Genomic DNA, 15,440 nt, shown 5'->3' on the forward strand with positions numbered 1-15,440 from the left:
GGCACGAAACAGCCTGCCGGCTGCGTGAATCGGGTAGCACATCCCTCACCCCGGGGCACCCAGACCGCTGACCCATTCGGCGGCCGCATCGACCGTGTCCGTGGTTTGCACGCCCGCCGGCAGCGCCGGCCGCGCCACCATCACGACAGCAACGTCCAGCGCGGCGGCGGCATCCAGCTTCGCCCGGGTCATGTCCCCGCCGCTGTTCTTCGTCACCAGTGCGTCGATGCGGTGCTCGCGCAACAGGGTGAGCTCGTCGTCATAACGATACGGACCGCGGGAAAGGAGCAGGTGACGACGACGCGGCATCCCGGCGCCGTCCGGCGCGGTCACCGCGCGGATCAGAAACCACGCGTCGCTGCCGGCGAATGCCCCGACGCCCGACCGGCCCGTGGTGAGAAACACCCGCGAATAGCTTTGCCCGGCGACGACTTCGGCCGCTTCGGTGTCGGACGCGACGACGATCGCCGCGCCCGGGTCCCAGGCCGGGCGGGCCAACACCAGGTGTGGCATCCGCAATTCGCTGCACGCCTGGGCGGCGTGGGCGGTCATGGTCGACGCGAATGGGTGGGTGGCGTCGACGACGGCGTCGATGCCCTCGTCCTGCAGCCAGCGCCGCAGCCCGTCGACGCCGCCGAATCCGCCGATGCGCACGGGCCCGACCGGCAGGGCGGGGTCGGGCACGCGGCCGGCCAGCGAGCTCACGATGCCGACCCGTGGATGCAGGGTCCGGGCCAGTGCCCGCGCCTCGGCGGTGCCGCCGAGCAGCAACACCCGCATCAGTGCCTGCTCCCTCGGGTCCGCCCGCTCGAATACAGGTAGCTGTCGGTGAATCCCTGCGCGGCCAGCACGTCACCGACGACGATGACGGCGGTCCGGGTGACACCGGCGTCGTGCATCTGCCCGGCGATGTCGGCGAGCGTGCCGCGCAGCACGCTCTCCATCGGCCAGCTCGCGAAAGCCACTACCGCGGCGGGCGTTTCGGGGCGGTAACCGCCCGCGAGCAGCTGTGGGACGATGGCATCGATCTGGGCGGCGGCCAGGTGCAGGACCAGGGTGGCGCCGGATCGGGCGAGCGCGGTCAGGTCCTCCCCGGGCGGCATGGGGGTCGACAGCGTGGCGATCCGGGTCAGCGTCACGGTCTGCGCCACCCCGGGAACGGTCAGCTCTCGCTTCAGCGCGGCCGCGGCCGCGGCGAAAGCCGGAACGCCGGGGACGACCTCGTAGCCGATGCCCAGGGCGTCGAGCCGACGGCACTGCTCGGCCAGGGCGCTGTAGAGCGACGGATCGCCGGAGTGCAGCCGCGCCACGTCGTGACCGGCGGCGTCGGCGTCGGCCAGCTCGGCGACGATCTGCTCGAGCGTGAGCGGGCCGGTGTCAACGACTTTCGCGTCGGGCGGGCACAGCGACACCAGGTCGTCGGGCATGATCGATCCCGCGTAGAGGCATGTCCCGCATCGCTGCAGGATTCGCTGGCCGCGCACGGTGATCAGATCCGCGGCGCCGGGGCCCGCCCCGATGAAGTAGACCGTCACCGCGTCACCGACCACTGGGTGACCGGGTACTGCGGGCGCCAGCCGGTGAACTCGCCCAGGCGTTCGCCCTGATAGTGCTGGAAACGTCGCAGCAGTCCACCGAATCGTGAATGTGCGTGGATCAGCGCGGCTTCCGATTCGGCGGTGACCACGTTGGCGACCAATCGCCCGCCCCGGGGCAAGTTGTCGAAGCATGCGTCGAGCAGACCCGGTTGGGTCAGGCCACCGCCGACGAAGATCGCCGACGGGGTTCCGGCCCCGTCGAACGCCCGCGGCGCGTCGCCGCGCACGTCGATGGTCACGCCCGAGGCGGCGGCGTTGAATTCGACGTTGTGGCGGCGTTTTTCGTCGCGCTCGAACGCGACCGCGCTGCAGCCCGGCCAGCTGCGGCACCACTCGACACCGATGCTGCCCGATCCCGCGCCGACGTCCCACAACCGCTCGCCGGGCCGCGGCGCCAGCGCAGCCAGGGTCACCGCACGCATCGCGTGTTTGGTGATCTGGCCGTCGTGCACGAACGCGTCGTCGGGCAGCGGCGAGATGCGTTCGTCGGGCAGGTAGTGGATGGCGATCACGTGGAGGTCGTCGACGTCCGGCGCGGCGTCGTGGGCCCACTGCCCCGCGGTGCCGTCGCGGCGGCGTTCGCCCGGGCCGCCGAGCTGTTCGAGGGTGGTCATCGTGGAAGCGCCGCGGCCGTGGGCGTCGAGCAGTCCCGCCAGCGTTGCGGGTGTGGTGTGGTCGCGCGAGAGCACGATCGCCCGGCCGCCGCGGCGCACCGCGGTGTCGGGCCGCGCGGTGACCAGGCTGATCACCTCGGTGTCGTGGGCGTTCCAGCCCATCCGGGCGCAGGCCAGCGTGACCGACGAGACGTGCGGCAGAACGGTGACCCGGCCCGCGCCGAACAGCCGGATGAGGGTGCCGCCGATGCCGTGCATCAGCGGGTCGCCGCTGGCCACGACGTGGACGTCGGCGGGCAGGTTCCGCAGGGCGGGAAGCATCGGCGACGGCCACTCCCGACGTTCGGCGGTGACGGTGTCGTCGAGCAGGGCGAGTTGCCGTTTTGCGCCGTAAATAACCGTGGCTCTTGTCAATTCGGTGCGTGACGCCGGCGACAGGCCCGCCATGCCGTCGGCGCCGATCCCGACCACGACGATCATGAGCGCCGCTCTGCATCGTCGGCGGCGCGGATCATCGGGGCATCCTGCGCCACACGAACTGCGGCAACAACCGCATCGCGAAGAACACCGGCCGCAGCGCCCACGGGATCCACACCGTGCGCCGCCCCTTTGCCAGCGCGTGCGCGGTAGCCTCGGCCACCTGCTGCGGGGTGCTCGACAGCGGCGCGGGCGACATGCCCTGCGTCATGCGCCCGATCACGAATCCCGGGCGGACGATCAGCAGGCTGACGCCGCTGCCGTGCAGCGCGTCGGACAGGCCGCTGGCGAAGCCGTCCAGACCCGCCTTGGCCGAACCGTACACGTAGTTGGCGCGGCGCACCCGGATCCCGGCCACCGAGGAGAACACCACCAGCGAGCCCTTGCCGGCTTGACGCATCGTCGTCGCCAAGTGGGTCAGCATGCTGACCTGCGCGACGAAGTCGGTGCGCACGATGGCGGCGGCGTGGGCGGCGTCGGTTTCGGCGCGGGCCTGGTCACCCAGGACGCCGAAGGCCAGCACGGCGGTCGTGATGGGGCCGTGCTGGTCGACGACCGAGGCGACGAACGGGCCGTGCGAGGTCAGGTCATCGGCGTCGAACTCTTCGGTGTGCACTGCCGCCGCGCCGGCGGCTTTCAACGTGGCGACCTGCTCGTCGAGCCGGTCGGCGTTGCGGGCGGCCAGCACCACCGTCGCGCCGGGAGCCAGGCGGCGGGCGAGTTCGACGCCGATCTCGCTACGGCCGCCCAGGATCAGTATCGGGCCTGCGCCCGTGTCATCCACGGCTGCGATTATCACCTGCGCTAGCGTGGGCGGTGATGGCGAACACCACTACCCGGCTCACCGACGACGCGCTGGCATTCCTGTCCGAACGTCATCTGGCCATGCTGACCACGCTGCGCAACGACGGTTCACCGCACGTCGTGGCGGTGGGATTCACCTTCGATCCCAAGACCCACATCGCGCGGGTCATCACCACCGGCGGGTCGCAGAAGGCGGTCAACGCCGACCGCGCCGGTGTCGCCGTGCTGAGCCAGGTCGACGGTGCGCGATGGCTGTCGCTGGAAGGCCGGTCCAAGGTCAACAGCGATGCCGACGCCGTGCGCGACGCCGAGCTGCGCTACGCCCAGCGCTACCGAACTCCCAAGCCCAACCCGCGACGGGTGGTCATCGAGGTGCAGGTGGAGCGGGTGCTGGGGTCCTCGACGCTGCTCGAGCGGGGCGACGGATAGCGGCAGCGGTCGCCGCTAGCCCGAGATCTCTTATTTGACCCCATAAATCTTCAGATCCTGCCTCGGCTTCATGCAAAGAACCCTTCGACGACGGCCAGACGAGCCTCATGATACCTGGATATGGTCGCCGTTCAGTTTTTGATGTCACGCCATACAGCAAAGAGGGGCTTGCCGTCGGCAGCAAGGTACGAGCCTTTAATAATTTCGATAGATACATTCAAGTAATGCGATAGTTCGACCAGTCTATCGATAGCGGCAATTGCAACAACTTTCCCGGCGTGATCAACGAGCGTACGCCGCTCACGTCCCTCGAATAATACCTTCCCGATGCTGTATCCCGGATACAATTCTTCGCGGTCAAATGGCACTCTCACGGAGGGCAAGTCATCACCCCTTACTACCCCCCCGAAAGCGCCATAGAGGTATTTTTCTATGATTTGCATAGATGCTCCTGCGAAACTAAATGCTTCAGGCCCCATGCGATCGGACTCTGTGATGATGTACCAACCATCTGAAAAGTCGATAAAGTTACGCACTTCTCCGCCGCTGTTCCAGATAATCGTTCGGCCGTCGTTTGTCTGCGAGCCTTGAATCATGTCCAAGCCTGCGAGACGAAGCCAGTGCTGCACGTCCGGAGTGAGATCCACGCTGCTCGTCACGTTCGCAATACACCTTTTCTGATCAGGTCGACGACGCTCCTCGCGTTGCCCTCGTCGTCCAGTACCCGGACTTGGATCGAGCCACCCGACTGCCCCACCCCAGGCGCCACCTCTGAAACCTCGATTGTCCATTCTTCTGGTAGCTGACCGAGGGTATACGAATTATAGGGATCGTGCAGCGAGTTGACATGCAGGGCACGCCCTTCCCAAGAGGCGGGTTGGCCGTTTTCCATCACTGCCAAATACTTACCATTTGTTTTGCCAATACGATCCAGTAGCGGACCATGATCCCGGAGGTAATGCTCCGCCTTGGTGTAGACCACCCGAGTATGCGGTACGGCGCCGTCGTTCAGCGGGAAATTGAACCAATGTTCGCCCTTTTCTCCTAGCATATTGAAACGTTCTGCATATTCCTGTTGCGTGTAAACGTGTCCTTGCGGATCGCGCCCGAATGGCGCGTCAGGATCCTTGACCAGTTTCGCCACGGACGGATTAATTCGTGCCGGATCAACCGGATTATCTGCGAAGTCCCAATGTTCTGGCAAGGGTTCGCCATAGTGCTCGTCGATTGGCCCGTCGGTTAAACGATGCCATCCGTCTCCGGTTGGTTCGTCGGAGTGGACTGGATCCTGACGCCCGGTATGCGGCTCGTCCGCGCGGCCACCGTCACCAGGGCCGTGATCTCCGTCGTGGGTTTCCTGCCCGTGCCGGTGCCTTTCCCGTGGATCTCCGTCGCCGTGTTCATGGGGAACACGGCCATTCGACTCGTGTGGCCTGTCGCCGGGTGGAATACCGTCACCTGGTCCGTGTACGCCGGCGCCATGTGGTGCGGGCGTTTCGAATGGGCGACCGCTCGGCGATGTGAGGCTGGGCCCCGGCGGGCGAGATGCGGGCGAGGCGGGGGCTGCTGCTGGTGGTGAGTGTGCGGCGGCGGGTGCCGGTGCCGCCTCGGCGGCTTCTGGGCCAGGTGATGCCGGCGCCCGGGCCGGTGCGTGTTCTGTCAGCTGCGGAGTAACGGACGCAAGACCCTGCGGCGGGGTGGCCGGCGCCCCCGCAGGCTGAGGTGGGCGACCCGCGGCTCGGGGCGCCGATCCGTGCGGTCCACCGGCCGGAACAGCCGGCTCGTGCGCGCCACCCGCGGGCGGGTGCTCGGCCGGGTGCGGTGGGTGCTCGACGGGCGCCGCGGGCGGTTTGTCGGGCGGCAGTCCGACGGGTTGGCCACCCAGCGGGGCCTCGGCCCGGGGGGTCAGGTCCCGGCTGAGGCCGTCGAGGTCTTTGGTCAGCCCGGAACTGGCCTTGCCGATATCTCCCAACGCGCCGCCGGCGCCGGCGACCCGACCGGCGGCTCCCGCACCGCGCCCGGCAACGCCGACGACATCGGCGGCCTGACCACCCTCCTCGGCGGCCCGCCCCGCCGCCGCAGCCCCCTTGGCCCCGGCCCCGGCCTCACCGACCCCGGGCACAACCAGCATCCCGACGTCAAAAAGGTTCTCCCCCAACCCCAATCCCGGCCGATCGCCGCGCCAATCATCCAAATGCAGCAGCGATCTGAACATCTGCTTGTCGGCGTCCACAGCATCCTGTGGGTTGAGGATGTGGTTGAGCAGGCCCGTCCTGGTCATGCCCTTCCAGGCGGGCGCCGCGCCCTCAGGGTCCAGCACAAACCACCGCGGATCCAACCCCTCGATCCCTTTGGCCATCTCGTAGGCGCCTTTGAGGAACCCCTCACCGGTGTTGACCCAGGTGGCGAACGTCGCCGCGACCTGATTGCCGACCTGCTGGCCCAGAAAATGGGTGAACTGGCCGCGCAGGAACCTTTCCATCCCGACCACCAGGCCGTCGATGACCTACACGCCCTCATCCATCGACTGTTCGAACGCCCGCGCCTCGCGACCCAGATTGTGCAGAACCGCGTTGATGTCCTCGGCGATCCTCTTGACCTCGTCGAACGCCTTGCCCTCCAAGACCAACACCACATCGTGGCCGATATCGGCCAGCGACCCCAGCCGTTGCAACAGGTCCCGGATCGCGTTCTGGGCGTGGCTCACCTCGTCGGCGAACCGGTCGAGGGTCGCGGCCAGCTTCCCGCATTGCGCGCCGACGCTGTTGGCGTGCTCACCGAGCTGCGACAACACCGCACCGATCTGCGCGCCCTCGGGGATCTGCTGCTCACCGACGAGCGCATTGGACGCGCCCAGCGCACCCTGCACCCCGCCGATCGCCGCACCGAAACTACGCCAACACCCCGCCGCGGCATACAACGCGCCCACATCGGCGTCGGGCCACACGTCATCGACGAACGCCTGCACCAGCGCCCACCACGGCGGCGGCTGCCCCGGACCCAAGGGTCCCCGGCGGCCCGGGCGCGGCGATCGTGACCGGATCCGGCGACGCCGACAGCACCCCGGCACCCCCACCCAGTGTCGACGCCGCCTCGGCCCGCGAGTAGTTCGACGCCGAAAGCTCGATCTTGGCCCCGTTGAACCGGCACGCGTTGACCACGGCCGCGGCCGCGCTCACCAGCGACTCGGCCGCGCACTGATACGCCAACCCGAACACCGTCCCGGCATGATCGTGCCCGGTGCTGGCCGCAAACCCACCCGTGAGCACCGTGAGATTGGCGGCCAGACCGTCGCCGGCGCCCACCACGGCGGCGCCCGCAGCAGACAACACCGCAGGGTCCACCGCCAACCCAGTCACGCGCGGAATTCTCGCCCAGCCCGCCCGCCGGCGCTAATCACCCAAGGACCGCGCCGCCACGTTAGCCCTCACGAACAAAACAGCACAACTCACGCATTAACAGGCCGGCGCGCTCCCAACGTGATCCGGTGGTGCCCGGCCGGCACCGCGACGGGCGAGCCCGCCGGCTCGTCATCCAGACGCACCTCGACCCCTACCGGCAGCCCGCCGAGCGTGACCTGCGCGGCGGTGTCGGTGGTCACCAAGATCGTCGACGCCGGCAACGCGGCCAGACCGGCACGCGCAACGTCCACCGTGAGGCCGGCGACCCCGGTCAACCGCAGCGTCAGATACGGCATCGGGGCCGGGGGTGCCCCCACCCGCCAGTCCAGCGCGCTGTACACCCCGGGGGTCGGGTCGAAGTTCAGCACCACGCCGCGGTGATAGTGCACCGTGTGCGTCGGGTCCGGCCGCGCGTAGGACCGCGCGTCGACTTCCGCGACGGCGCCGCGCCGCTCCGTCAGCGCGGGATCGGCCGTCAGATCCGACAACCACCACACCCGGTGCGGCCCGATACCCAGGTCGGGGTGCACCAGCTGCGGGTACCACGCGAAGGTGATGTGTCCCGGATCGGCTTGGCGCAGGCCGGTTCCCATGTGGGAGATCGGATCCTCGAACTTGTCCTGGAGCACCCAGGCGAGGTGGTCCTCGAGCGGGTAGGTCGTGAACCGGTGGCGATAGCCCAGCCGGTCGAGCTCGAGTACCTGCTCGGCGACCGAGGCGAACGGCACCAGCTCGTCGATCAGCCCCTGGGCGATGACGTAGGGCAGCCAGCGGGCGTTCACCAGCAGCTTCCACGTGTCGCCTTCGCGGGCGCAGGTCGAGTCCGGATCGACGTCGGCCGGGATGTCGACATCGGGAAGCAACCGGATGCCGCACGCCGGTGGTCCCGCCAGCACCACGGCCTGCGCGAACACCTCGGGGTAGCTCAGGCCCAGCTTGTAGGCCGCGTACCCGCCCATCGAGTAGCCCGAGATCACGGTGCGGTTGGGGTCGGTGCCGAGCTGTTCGGCCACCCGCGCCCACACTTCCCAGACGTCGAGCTCCCCGGTGCCGAAATACCAGGTCGACGGCCCTCGGGCCAGCGGCGTGATCACCACCGAGTCGCGGCCCTCGCAGACCTCGTGCAGCAGGCGCGGGTCGATCGCGGCGAACTGGCTCTGACCGAGCGCCAGCGAGTGCAGCAGCAGTGTCAGCGGCAGCGTCTGGCCGGGCTTGAAGCTCGACGGCACGCAGATCGAATAGGGCTGGACGCGCCCGAGGAACTGCGGCTTGAGGCTGAGAATGTCGTCGGGGGCGACCCCCTGACCCAGCTCGACGGAGGACACGTACCACCGCGTCGACGGGCCGGTGACGACCGGGTCGGGATCGGTCTGGCCGGACGCGAGCCGGTCCCATGCCACCGTGACGGCGAACTCCGACACGTCGCCCTTGGTCAGCGCCGCGGCCTGCGCCGCGTCGGACCAGAAGTTCAGGTGCGGCGCTTCCTGCGCGTTGGTGCGGAAGGCGACGTTGTACACGTTGGGCTGGCCCGGGAGCGCGCCGTGGTCGGCGGGCACGTCGGCGAACCCGTCGCCGGCCTCGTTTGCCAGGCCCGCGCCCACCCGCACCGTCCAGCTCCCGGCGGGATCGGCCAGCGACCTCGGCACCCGCGCCAGAAACGACCGCGACTCCATGTCCACGCTGTGCTCGACCGGCGTGCTCACCTGCGAAGCCAGATCGATCAGCGCGGCGCCGCGCCCCGAGATGCGCAACGCCAGGTCGACGCCCGTCGACCGCACGCCGGCCCCGGCGGGCCAGGTCGCGGCGGCCGAGCGGCCGCGACCGGTGCCGATGACGAACAGCGCGATCGGCACCGAGGCGTCCAGCAGCGTGTTCCAGTCGATTCGCCACCAGATGTCGGTGTCGGTGAGCCCGATGGCGACCCGGAAGATGTCGGCGCCGTTGCGGGCCGCGGGACCGGCCGGATAGACGTAGGTGCCCCGGGGTGGCGCCTGGATCTTCAGGTCCCCGACGGGCAGGCCCGTCGCGCCGTGGTCGTCGTAGATGAAGTCGGTCCAGAAGAAGGCACCGCCGGCCACCCGGCCCGCGCCGCAGGTGCGGGGGAACTCCTCGCCGAACGGCCAGTCCGACGGCACGGGAAGCGGCGGCTCGGGCCACAGCGCCGCCGGCGGTACGCCTTCGGGCATGCCGCCGACCACGACCAGCTCGGCGGGCGGGGCCGGTCCGGGCGCGAGGGTGTGCGCGACGGCGCCGGCGATGTGGCGTGCGACGCGAAGCGGAAGCAACGTGAGATCCCCCAGGAGTGACACCCCGCCCAACCTACGCGGGCACCACGACCAACTCATGCGGCCGGTTGTTGACGGCCAGGGCGCCGTCGGCGGTGACGACGACGATGTCCTCGATGCGCGCACCCCACCGGCCGGGGAAGTAGATGCCCGGCTCGATGGAAAAGGCCATCCCTTCCGCCAGCGGCAGGTCGTTGCCGGAGACGATGTAGGGCTCTTCGTGCACCGACAGGCCGATCCCGTGCCCGGTGCGGTGCACGAAATACTCCGCGAGCCCCGCCTCGGCCAGCACATCGCGGGCCGCGGCGTCGACCTGCTCGGCGCTCACGCCCGGCCGCACCGCGCCGAAGGCCGCGCGCTGGGCGCGCTCAAGCACCGAATAGTGTTGGGCCACCTCGGGTTCGGGGTCCCCGATGCTGTAGGTGCGGGTGCAGTCGGAGTGATAACCGGGCTCATAGGCTCCCCCGATGTCGACGACGACGATGTCGCCTACCCGCAGTTCGCGGTCCGAGTAGCCGTGGTGCGGATCGGCGCCGTGCGGTCCCGAGCCGACGATGACGAACGCGACGTCCGAATGCCCCTCGGCGACAATGGCTTCGGCGATGTCGGCGGCCACGTCGGCTTCGGTGCGGCCGGGAACGAGGAACTCCGGCACCCGGGCGTGCACCCGGTCGATGGCCGCACCGGCCTTGCGCAACGCGTCGATCTCACCCTGCTCCTTGACCATCCGCAGCCCGCGCATCACCCCGGTGGCCAGCACCGGCAGCACGCCGAGCGCCCCTGCCAGCGGCAGCAGGTGCAGCGCCGGCATGGAATCGGTGACGGCGGCCGCGACGGGGCCGCCGCCCAACGCCGCACTCACCAGCGCGTAGGGATCGTCGCCGTCGACCCAATCGCGCACTGCCAAGCCCAGTTCGGTGATCGCAGATCCCTTCAGGGAGGCCAGCTCGAGGCGCGGCACCACGACCATCGGATCGCCGCAGGCCGGCAACACCAGCGCGGTGAGCCGTTCGAACGTCTGGGCCCGCGAGCCGCAGAGGTACCGCAGGTCATAGCCCGGGGTGATCACCAGGGCGTCGAGACCCGCGTCGGCGGTCGCGGCGGACGCCGCCGCCAGGCGGCGGGCATACACGCTCGCGTCGAATCGGTCAGAGTCCACGCCAGCCAGGCTAGCCCGGTGCGGCACCGACGGCGTGAGACCATACCCGGCATGCGATCACCACTGTTGCTGCTCGACGGCGCCAGCATGTGGTTCCGCTCGTACTTCGGCGTGCCCTCCTCGATCACCGCTCCCGACGGCCGGCCGGTCAACGCCGTCCGCGGCTTCATCGACTCCATGGCCGTGGTGATCACCCGGCAGCGGCCCGGCCGGCTGGCGGTGTGCCTGGACCTGGATTGGCGGCCGCAGTTCCGGGTGGACCTGATCCCGTCCTACAAGGCGCACCGGGTGGCTCAGGAAGTCGGCGGGCCGGAACCCGAGGGCCAACCCGACGTCGAGGAAGTCCCGGACGATCTGACCCCGCAGGTCGACATGATCACCGACCTGCTCGACGCGTTCGGGATCCCGATGGCCGGTGCGGTCGGATTCGAGGCAGACGACGTGCTGGGCACGCTGGCGGCGCGGGAACGCGACGACCCGGTCGTCGTGGTCAGCGGCGACCGCGACCTGCTGCAGGTGGTCACCGACGACCCGGTGCCGGTGCGGGTGCTCTACCTGGGCCGCGGGCTGACCAACGCGACCCTGTTCGGCCCCGCCGAGGTGTCCGACCACTACGGGGTGCCGGCGCGGCGGGCCGGGGCGGCCTATGCCGAGCTGGCATTGTTGCGCGGCGATCCGTCCGACGGTCTGCCCGGCGTGCCGGGCATCGGCGAGAAGACGGCGGCGACGCTGCTGGCACAGTACGGCTCGCTGCAGCAGATCGTCGCCGCCGCCGACGACCCGAAATCGAAGATGGCCAAGGGGCTTCGCGCGAAACTGCTGGCCGCCGCCGACTACATCGAGGCCGCCCAACCGGTGGTACGGGTGGCCACCGACGCGCCGTTCACCCTGTCGACTCCGACCGACGCGCTGCCCCTGACGGCCGCCGACCCGCAGCGCACCGCCGAACTGGCCACCGAGCTGGGTGTCGGCTCGTCGATCGCGCGGCTGCAGAAGGCGCTCGACGCGCTGCCGGGTTGACCGCCCCTACTGGGGCCGGCCGACCTCGTAGGTGCCCTTGTTGTCCTGGAAGGTCACCGTCACGTGCTTCTGCGCGCCGTCGATGCTCACGCTGCAATCGAAGCTGGCACCCTTCTTGACGGTCGGGTCGGCGCCGTTGTTGCACTTGACGTCTTTGACGTTGCGGGCGCCGTAGCCGTTGGTCTCATCCGACAGGATCTGTTGGACGCCGGTCTGGGCCTTTTTGATGTCCAGCTTGGTGGTGACGAAAAAGCCGGGCTCCCAGAAGCCGAGCACCAGCACGGCGGCGATGAGCAGAAAGGCGATCACGCCGACCACCCCGACGATCAGCGTGGTCGAGCGCTTCTTGCCCGGTTGCTCATAGGGCGGGAACTGCTGCGGATACTGGCCCGGCTGGCCGTACTGACCGTACTGACCCGGCTGGGCGTACTGACCGGGCTGGCCGTACTGGCCCGGCTGGGCGTACTGGCCCGGCTGGCCGTACTGACCGTACTGAGTCGGCTGGCCGTATTGACCGTACTGGGGGGTTTGCCCACCGTACTGCTGCTCCGGCTGTCCATAGCCGGGCTGCTGCGGGTACTGCTGCTGCGGGTAGGCCTGCTCCCCCTGCTGCTGGTACGGCGAATACCCGGGGGGCGGCGTGTAGGCCGGTGTCTGCCACCCCGCATCCTGGTTCGGCTGCTGCTGCCAGGGCGATCCTTCCTGGGCCGGTTCCGAGGACTGGTCGCCACTGTGACCGGGCGGTTGCCACTGCTGGTCCGGCTCGGATCCCTGCGGTCCGCTCATCGTTTCTCCTCAGCCCCTTGACGTCTTGGCTTCTCGTTACGGTCTCACCGTAGCTTCGGCACAGCCTACCCGGCGTCAACAGCGACGACGCCGCGCCGAACGTCGTTGATGGCCCGCTTGGCGGCCGCCCGCAGCTCAGGATCGAGGGCCGCGTTGCGCACCTGGTCGAGCAGGTCGAGCACCTGCCGGCACCAGCGCACGAAGTCTCCCGCCAGCAACGGCGAACCGGTGCCCGTGACGTCCGCGGCGGCCAGCGCCGCCGTCAGATCGCCGGTCCGCGCCCAGCGATAGATGACGTTGACGAAGCCGTCGTCGGGCTCGCGGCTCGGGGCGATGCGGTGGGCCTGCTCGTCGGCGCGCAGCGCGGTCGACATCCGGGACGTCTGCTGCAGCGCCTGCCGCAACCGCTGGGTCGGCACCTCCGCGGCGGACACGGAGCCGGACCCGTCGCCGCCCCGGGTCTCGTAGAGCACCGCGGAGACCACCGCCGCCAACTCGGCGGGCTTCAATCCCGCCCACGCGTCGGTACGCAGGCATTCGGCCACCAGCAGGTCGCTCTCGCTGTAGATGCGGGCCAGCAGCCGGCCGTGGTCGGTGACGTGAGGATCGGCGGCCGGGCCCTCGATGAAGCCACGCTCGGTGAGCAACCCGACGATCCGGTCGAAGGTGCGCGCCAGCGAATTGGTGGCCGCGGCCACCTTCTTCTCCAGCTGCGCGTTGTCCCGTTCGATGCGCAGGTAGCGCTCCGCCTGACGAACCTGCGCTTCCAGGCCGGGACTGTTGTGCGACGGATGCCGGCGCAGCTGCGCCCGCAACTCCGCCAGCTCCGGATCGTGGAACTCGCCATCGCCGTCACCGCCGCCACGGCGCCGCGACGGGACGGCCAGTCCGGCCACGGCCGAACGCAGCGCCGATGCCAGATCGCGCCGCACGCGCGGCTGGCGGTGTTCGACGTGCTTCGGCAAGGACATCGACCCGAGCGGACCCGGCGCACCCGAATAGTCCGCCGAGGAGATCCGGCCCGCCCACCGGTGTTCGGTCAGCACCAGGGGCCGCGGATCGTCGCTGTCGCGGGCCGACTCGAGCACCACCGCAAGCCCGCCGCGTCGGCCGTGGGTGATGTTGATGATGTCGCCTTTGCGCAGCGCGGCCAGCGCGTCGCTGGCCGCCTGCCGGCGTTGCAGCCGGGAGGCGCGCGATTGCGCGCGCTCCAATTCGGTGATCCGTGCGCGCAGCCGGGCGTAGTCCAGGACCGGCGCCTTCGGCCCACCCAGTTCGGCGGCGATCTCGTCGAGCATCTTGGTGCCCCGCTCGATGCCACGGACCAGGCCGACGACCGATCGGTCGGCCTGGTACTGGGCAAAGGACTGCTCGAGCAGCTGGTGCGCCTGTTCCGGGCCCATGTGCTGGACCAGGTTGATCGTCATGTTGTAGGACGGCGCGAACGAACTGCGCAGCGGGAAGGTGCGGGTCGACGCCAGGCCGGCCACCGCCGACGGTTCGGTGGTCTCCTCGCTGGGCTGCCAGAGCACCACCGCATGGCCCTCGACGTCGATGCCGCGCCTGCCGGCGCGCCCGGTCAGCTGCGTGTACTCCCCCGGTGTCAGCGGCAGGTGCTGCTCGCCGTTGAACTTCACCAGCCGCTCCAGCACCACCGTGCGGGCGGGCATGTTGATGCCCAGCGCCAGCGTCTCGGTGGCGAACACCGCCTTGACCAGCCCGGCGGCGAACAGGTCCTCGACGGTGTGCCGGAACGCCGGCAGCATGCCGGCGTGGTGGGCCGCCAGGCCGCGCAGCAGGCCCTCGCGCCACTCGTAGTAGCCGAGCACCTCCAGGTCGGCGTCGGCGAGGTCGCCGCACCGGTGGTCGATCACCTCGGCGATCTGCGCGCGCTCCTCCTGGGTGGTCAGCTGCAGCGGCGAGCGCAGGCACTGGTGGACCGCGGCGTCACAACCCGCCCGGGAGAACACGAACGTGATCGCCGGTAGCAGGCCCTCGGAGTCCAGGGTCGCGATCACGTCGGGCCGGGCGGGCGGGCGGTAGAACCGCGGCCTGCCACCCGGGCGTCCGGAACCGTGCCGGCGGGGACCTCGCCAGTCCGACATCCGGTCCGCCTCGCGGCGGTGTGCGATGTGGCGCAGCAGGTCCGGGTTGACGCGCGGCTCGCGGTTGCCGTCCTGGGGCGGGCCGGCCTCGGAACCGCGGTAGTCGAACAGGTCGTAGAGCCGTTTGCCCACCAGCACGTGTTGCCACAGCGGCACCGGCCGGTGCTCGTCGACGACCACCGTCGTGTCGCCCCGCACGGTCTGGATCCAGCCACCGAACTCCTCGGCGTTGCTCACCGTCGCCGACAGGCTGACCAGGCGCACCTCGTCGGGCAGGTGCAGGATGACCTCCTCCCACACCGGACCGCGCATCCGGTCGGCGAGGAAGTGCACCTCGTCCATCACCACATGGGAAAGCCCATGCAGGGCAGGGGAATTGGCGTAGAGCATGTTGCGCAGCACTTCGGTGGTCATGACCACCACCGGCGCATCGGCGTTGACCGACAGGTCGCCGGTCAGCAGGCCGATGCGGTCGCGACCGTAGCGCGCCGTCAGGTCGGTGTGCTTCTGGTTGCTCAGCGCCTTGAGGGGCGTGGTGTAGAAGCACTTGCCGCCGGCCGCCAGCGCCAGGTGCACGGCGAATTCGCCGACCACCGTCTTGCCGGCGCCGGTCGGCGCGCAGACCAGCACACCGTGGCCCCGTTCCAGCGCCTCGCAGGCCCGCCGCTGAAAGCCGTCGAGGGCAAACGGCAGCTCGGTGACGAACCGCGTCAGCTCGGCCAGCTCGGTCACGCGGCCGCCCTTGCGCGCCGCGAGGGTACG

At 69.8% G+C, this 15,440-nt stretch carries 14 protein-coding genes; 2 read left to right on the forward strand and 12 right to left on the reverse strand.

Annotation, left to right across the window (positions count from 1 at the left end):
* Window positions 1-45 precede the first annotated feature (45 nt).
* From ACJ512_RS16570 to ACJ512_RS16585, 4 genes are read right to left on the reverse strand one after another with little or no spacing between them, the layout of a single operon-like run.
* Window positions 46-783, reverse strand: a complete 738-nt coding sequence (locus ACJ512_RS16570; RefSeq protein ID WP_407688874.1) for a cobalt-precorrin-6A reductase — start codon at window positions 781-783, stop codon at window positions 46-48.
* On the reverse strand, window positions 780-1,535 hold the full coding sequence (cobM, locus tag ACJ512_RS16575; protein ID WP_407688867.1) for a precorrin-4 C(11)-methyltransferase: 756 nt from the start codon (window positions 1,533-1,535) through the stop codon (window positions 780-782). Before cobM ends, ACJ512_RS16570 begins: the two co-directional genes overlap by 4 nt.
* The gene (gene cbiE, locus ACJ512_RS16580; protein WP_407688868.1) at window positions 1,532-2,692 is read right to left on the reverse strand and encodes a precorrin-6y C5,15-methyltransferase (decarboxylating) subunit CbiE; all 1,161 of its coding nucleotides are present in this window, start codon (window positions 2,690-2,692) and stop codon (window positions 1,532-1,534) included. The genes cobM and cbiE overlap by 4 nt, the downstream gene beginning before the upstream one ends.
* 31 nt (window positions 2,693-2,723) lie before the next feature.
* A complete protein-coding gene (locus ACJ512_RS16585; RefSeq protein ID WP_407688869.1) occupies window positions 2,724-3,473 on the reverse strand; it encodes an SDR family NAD(P)-dependent oxidoreductase in 750 nt (249 codons plus the stop codon).
* 35 nt (window positions 3,474-3,508) lie between these two features.
* Between ACJ512_RS16585 and ACJ512_RS16590 the strand changes: the two genes are divergently transcribed.
* On the forward strand, window positions 3,509-3,922 hold the full coding sequence (locus ACJ512_RS16590; protein ID WP_407688870.1) for a F420-dependent biliverdin reductase: 414 nt from the start codon (window positions 3,509-3,511) through the stop codon (window positions 3,920-3,922).
* A 131-nt stretch (window positions 3,923-4,053) separates the two neighbouring features.
* Here ACJ512_RS16590 and ACJ512_RS16595 read toward each other — a convergent pair whose 3' ends face one another.
* The 6 genes from ACJ512_RS16595 to ACJ512_RS16620 all read right to left on the reverse strand — a co-directional run bounded on the left by ACJ512_RS16595 (window position 4,054) and on the right by ACJ512_RS16620 (window position 10,767).
* A complete protein-coding gene (locus tag ACJ512_RS16595; RefSeq protein WP_407688871.1) occupies window positions 4,054-4,581 on the reverse strand; it encodes a TNT antitoxin family protein in 528 nt (175 codons plus the stop codon).
* A complete protein-coding gene (locus ACJ512_RS16600; protein WP_461479770.1) occupies window positions 4,578-6,404 on the reverse strand; it encodes a glycohydrolase toxin TNT-related protein in 1,827 nt (608 codons plus the stop codon). The genes ACJ512_RS16595 and ACJ512_RS16600 overlap by 4 nt, the downstream gene beginning before the upstream one ends.
* A 24-nt stretch (window positions 6,405-6,428) precedes the next feature.
* The gene (locus ACJ512_RS16605; protein ID WP_461479771.1) at window positions 6,429-6,890 is read right to left on the reverse strand and encodes a WXG100-like domain-containing protein; all 462 of its coding nucleotides are present in this window, start codon (window positions 6,888-6,890) and stop codon (window positions 6,429-6,431) included.
* Window positions 6,871-7,281 (reverse strand): hypothetical protein, encoded by a 411-nt coding sequence (locus ACJ512_RS16610; RefSeq protein WP_461479772.1) that lies wholly within the window; start codon window positions 7,279-7,281, stop codon window positions 6,871-6,873. The genes ACJ512_RS16605 and ACJ512_RS16610 overlap by 20 nt, the downstream gene beginning before the upstream one ends.
* Window positions 7,282-7,370: 89 nt before the next feature.
* On the reverse strand, window positions 7,371-9,668 hold the full coding sequence (locus ACJ512_RS16615) for an alpha/beta hydrolase-fold protein (RefSeq protein ID WP_407686594.1): 2,298 nt from the start codon (window positions 9,666-9,668) through the stop codon (window positions 7,371-7,373).
* On the reverse strand, window positions 9,643-10,767 hold the full coding sequence (locus ACJ512_RS16620; RefSeq protein WP_407686593.1) for a M24 family metallopeptidase: 1,125 nt from the start codon (window positions 10,765-10,767) through the stop codon (window positions 9,643-9,645). Before ACJ512_RS16620 ends, ACJ512_RS16615 begins: the two co-directional genes overlap by 26 nt.
* Window positions 10,768-10,818: 51 nt before the next feature.
* On the opposite strand from ACJ512_RS16620, the gene ACJ512_RS16625 reads away from it, so the two are divergent.
* Complete coding sequence (locus ACJ512_RS16625) at window positions 10,819-11,787, forward strand: 5'-3' exonuclease (RefSeq protein ID WP_407686592.1); 969 nt, start codon at window positions 10,819-10,821, stop codon at window positions 11,785-11,787.
* Window positions 11,788-11,793: 6 nt separating this feature from the next.
* Here the strand turns inward: ACJ512_RS16625 and ACJ512_RS16630 are convergent, their stop codons facing one another.
* Window positions 11,794-12,573: a DUF4333 domain-containing protein gene (locus tag ACJ512_RS16630; RefSeq protein ID WP_407686591.1), complete on the reverse strand. Its 780-nt coding sequence runs from the start codon at window positions 12,571-12,573 to the stop codon at window positions 11,794-11,796.
* Between the two features lie 65 nt (window positions 12,574-12,638).
* On the reverse strand, window positions 12,639-15,410 hold the full coding sequence (locus ACJ512_RS16635) for a DEAD/DEAH box helicase (RefSeq protein WP_407686598.1): 2,772 nt from the start codon (window positions 15,408-15,410) through the stop codon (window positions 12,639-12,641).
* Window positions 15,411-15,440: the final 30 nt, after the last annotated feature.

This window comes from Mycobacterium cajalii, assembly GCF_045809005.2.
GTDB lineage: Bacteria > Actinomycetota > Actinomycetes > Mycobacteriales > Mycobacteriaceae > Mycobacterium.

Bases quoted from the DNA above. Each gene is read 5' to 3' on its own strand.
- cbiE (WP_407688868.1), bottom strand. From the start codon at position 2,692: ATGATCGTCGTGGTCGGGATCGGCGCCGACGGCATGGCGGGCCTGTCG.
- ACJ512_RS16590 (WP_407688870.1), top strand. From the start codon at position 3,509: ATGGCGAACACCACTACCCGGCTCACCGACGACGCGCTGGCATTCCTG.
- ACJ512_RS16600 (WP_461479770.1), bottom strand. From the start codon at position 6,404: ATGGAAAGGTTCCTGCGCGGCCAGTTCACCCATTTTCTGGGCCAGCAG.
- ACJ512_RS16615 (WP_407686594.1), bottom strand. From the start codon at position 9,668: ATGAGTTGGTCGTGGTGCCCGCGTAGGTTGGGCGGGGTGTCACTCCTG.
- ACJ512_RS16625 (WP_407686592.1), top strand. From the start codon at position 10,819: ATGCGATCACCACTGTTGCTGCTCGACGGCGCCAGCATGTGGTTCCGC.
- ACJ512_RS16630 (WP_407686591.1), bottom strand. From the start codon at position 12,573: ATGAGCGGACCGCAGGGATCCGAGCCGGACCAGCAGTGGCAACCGCCC.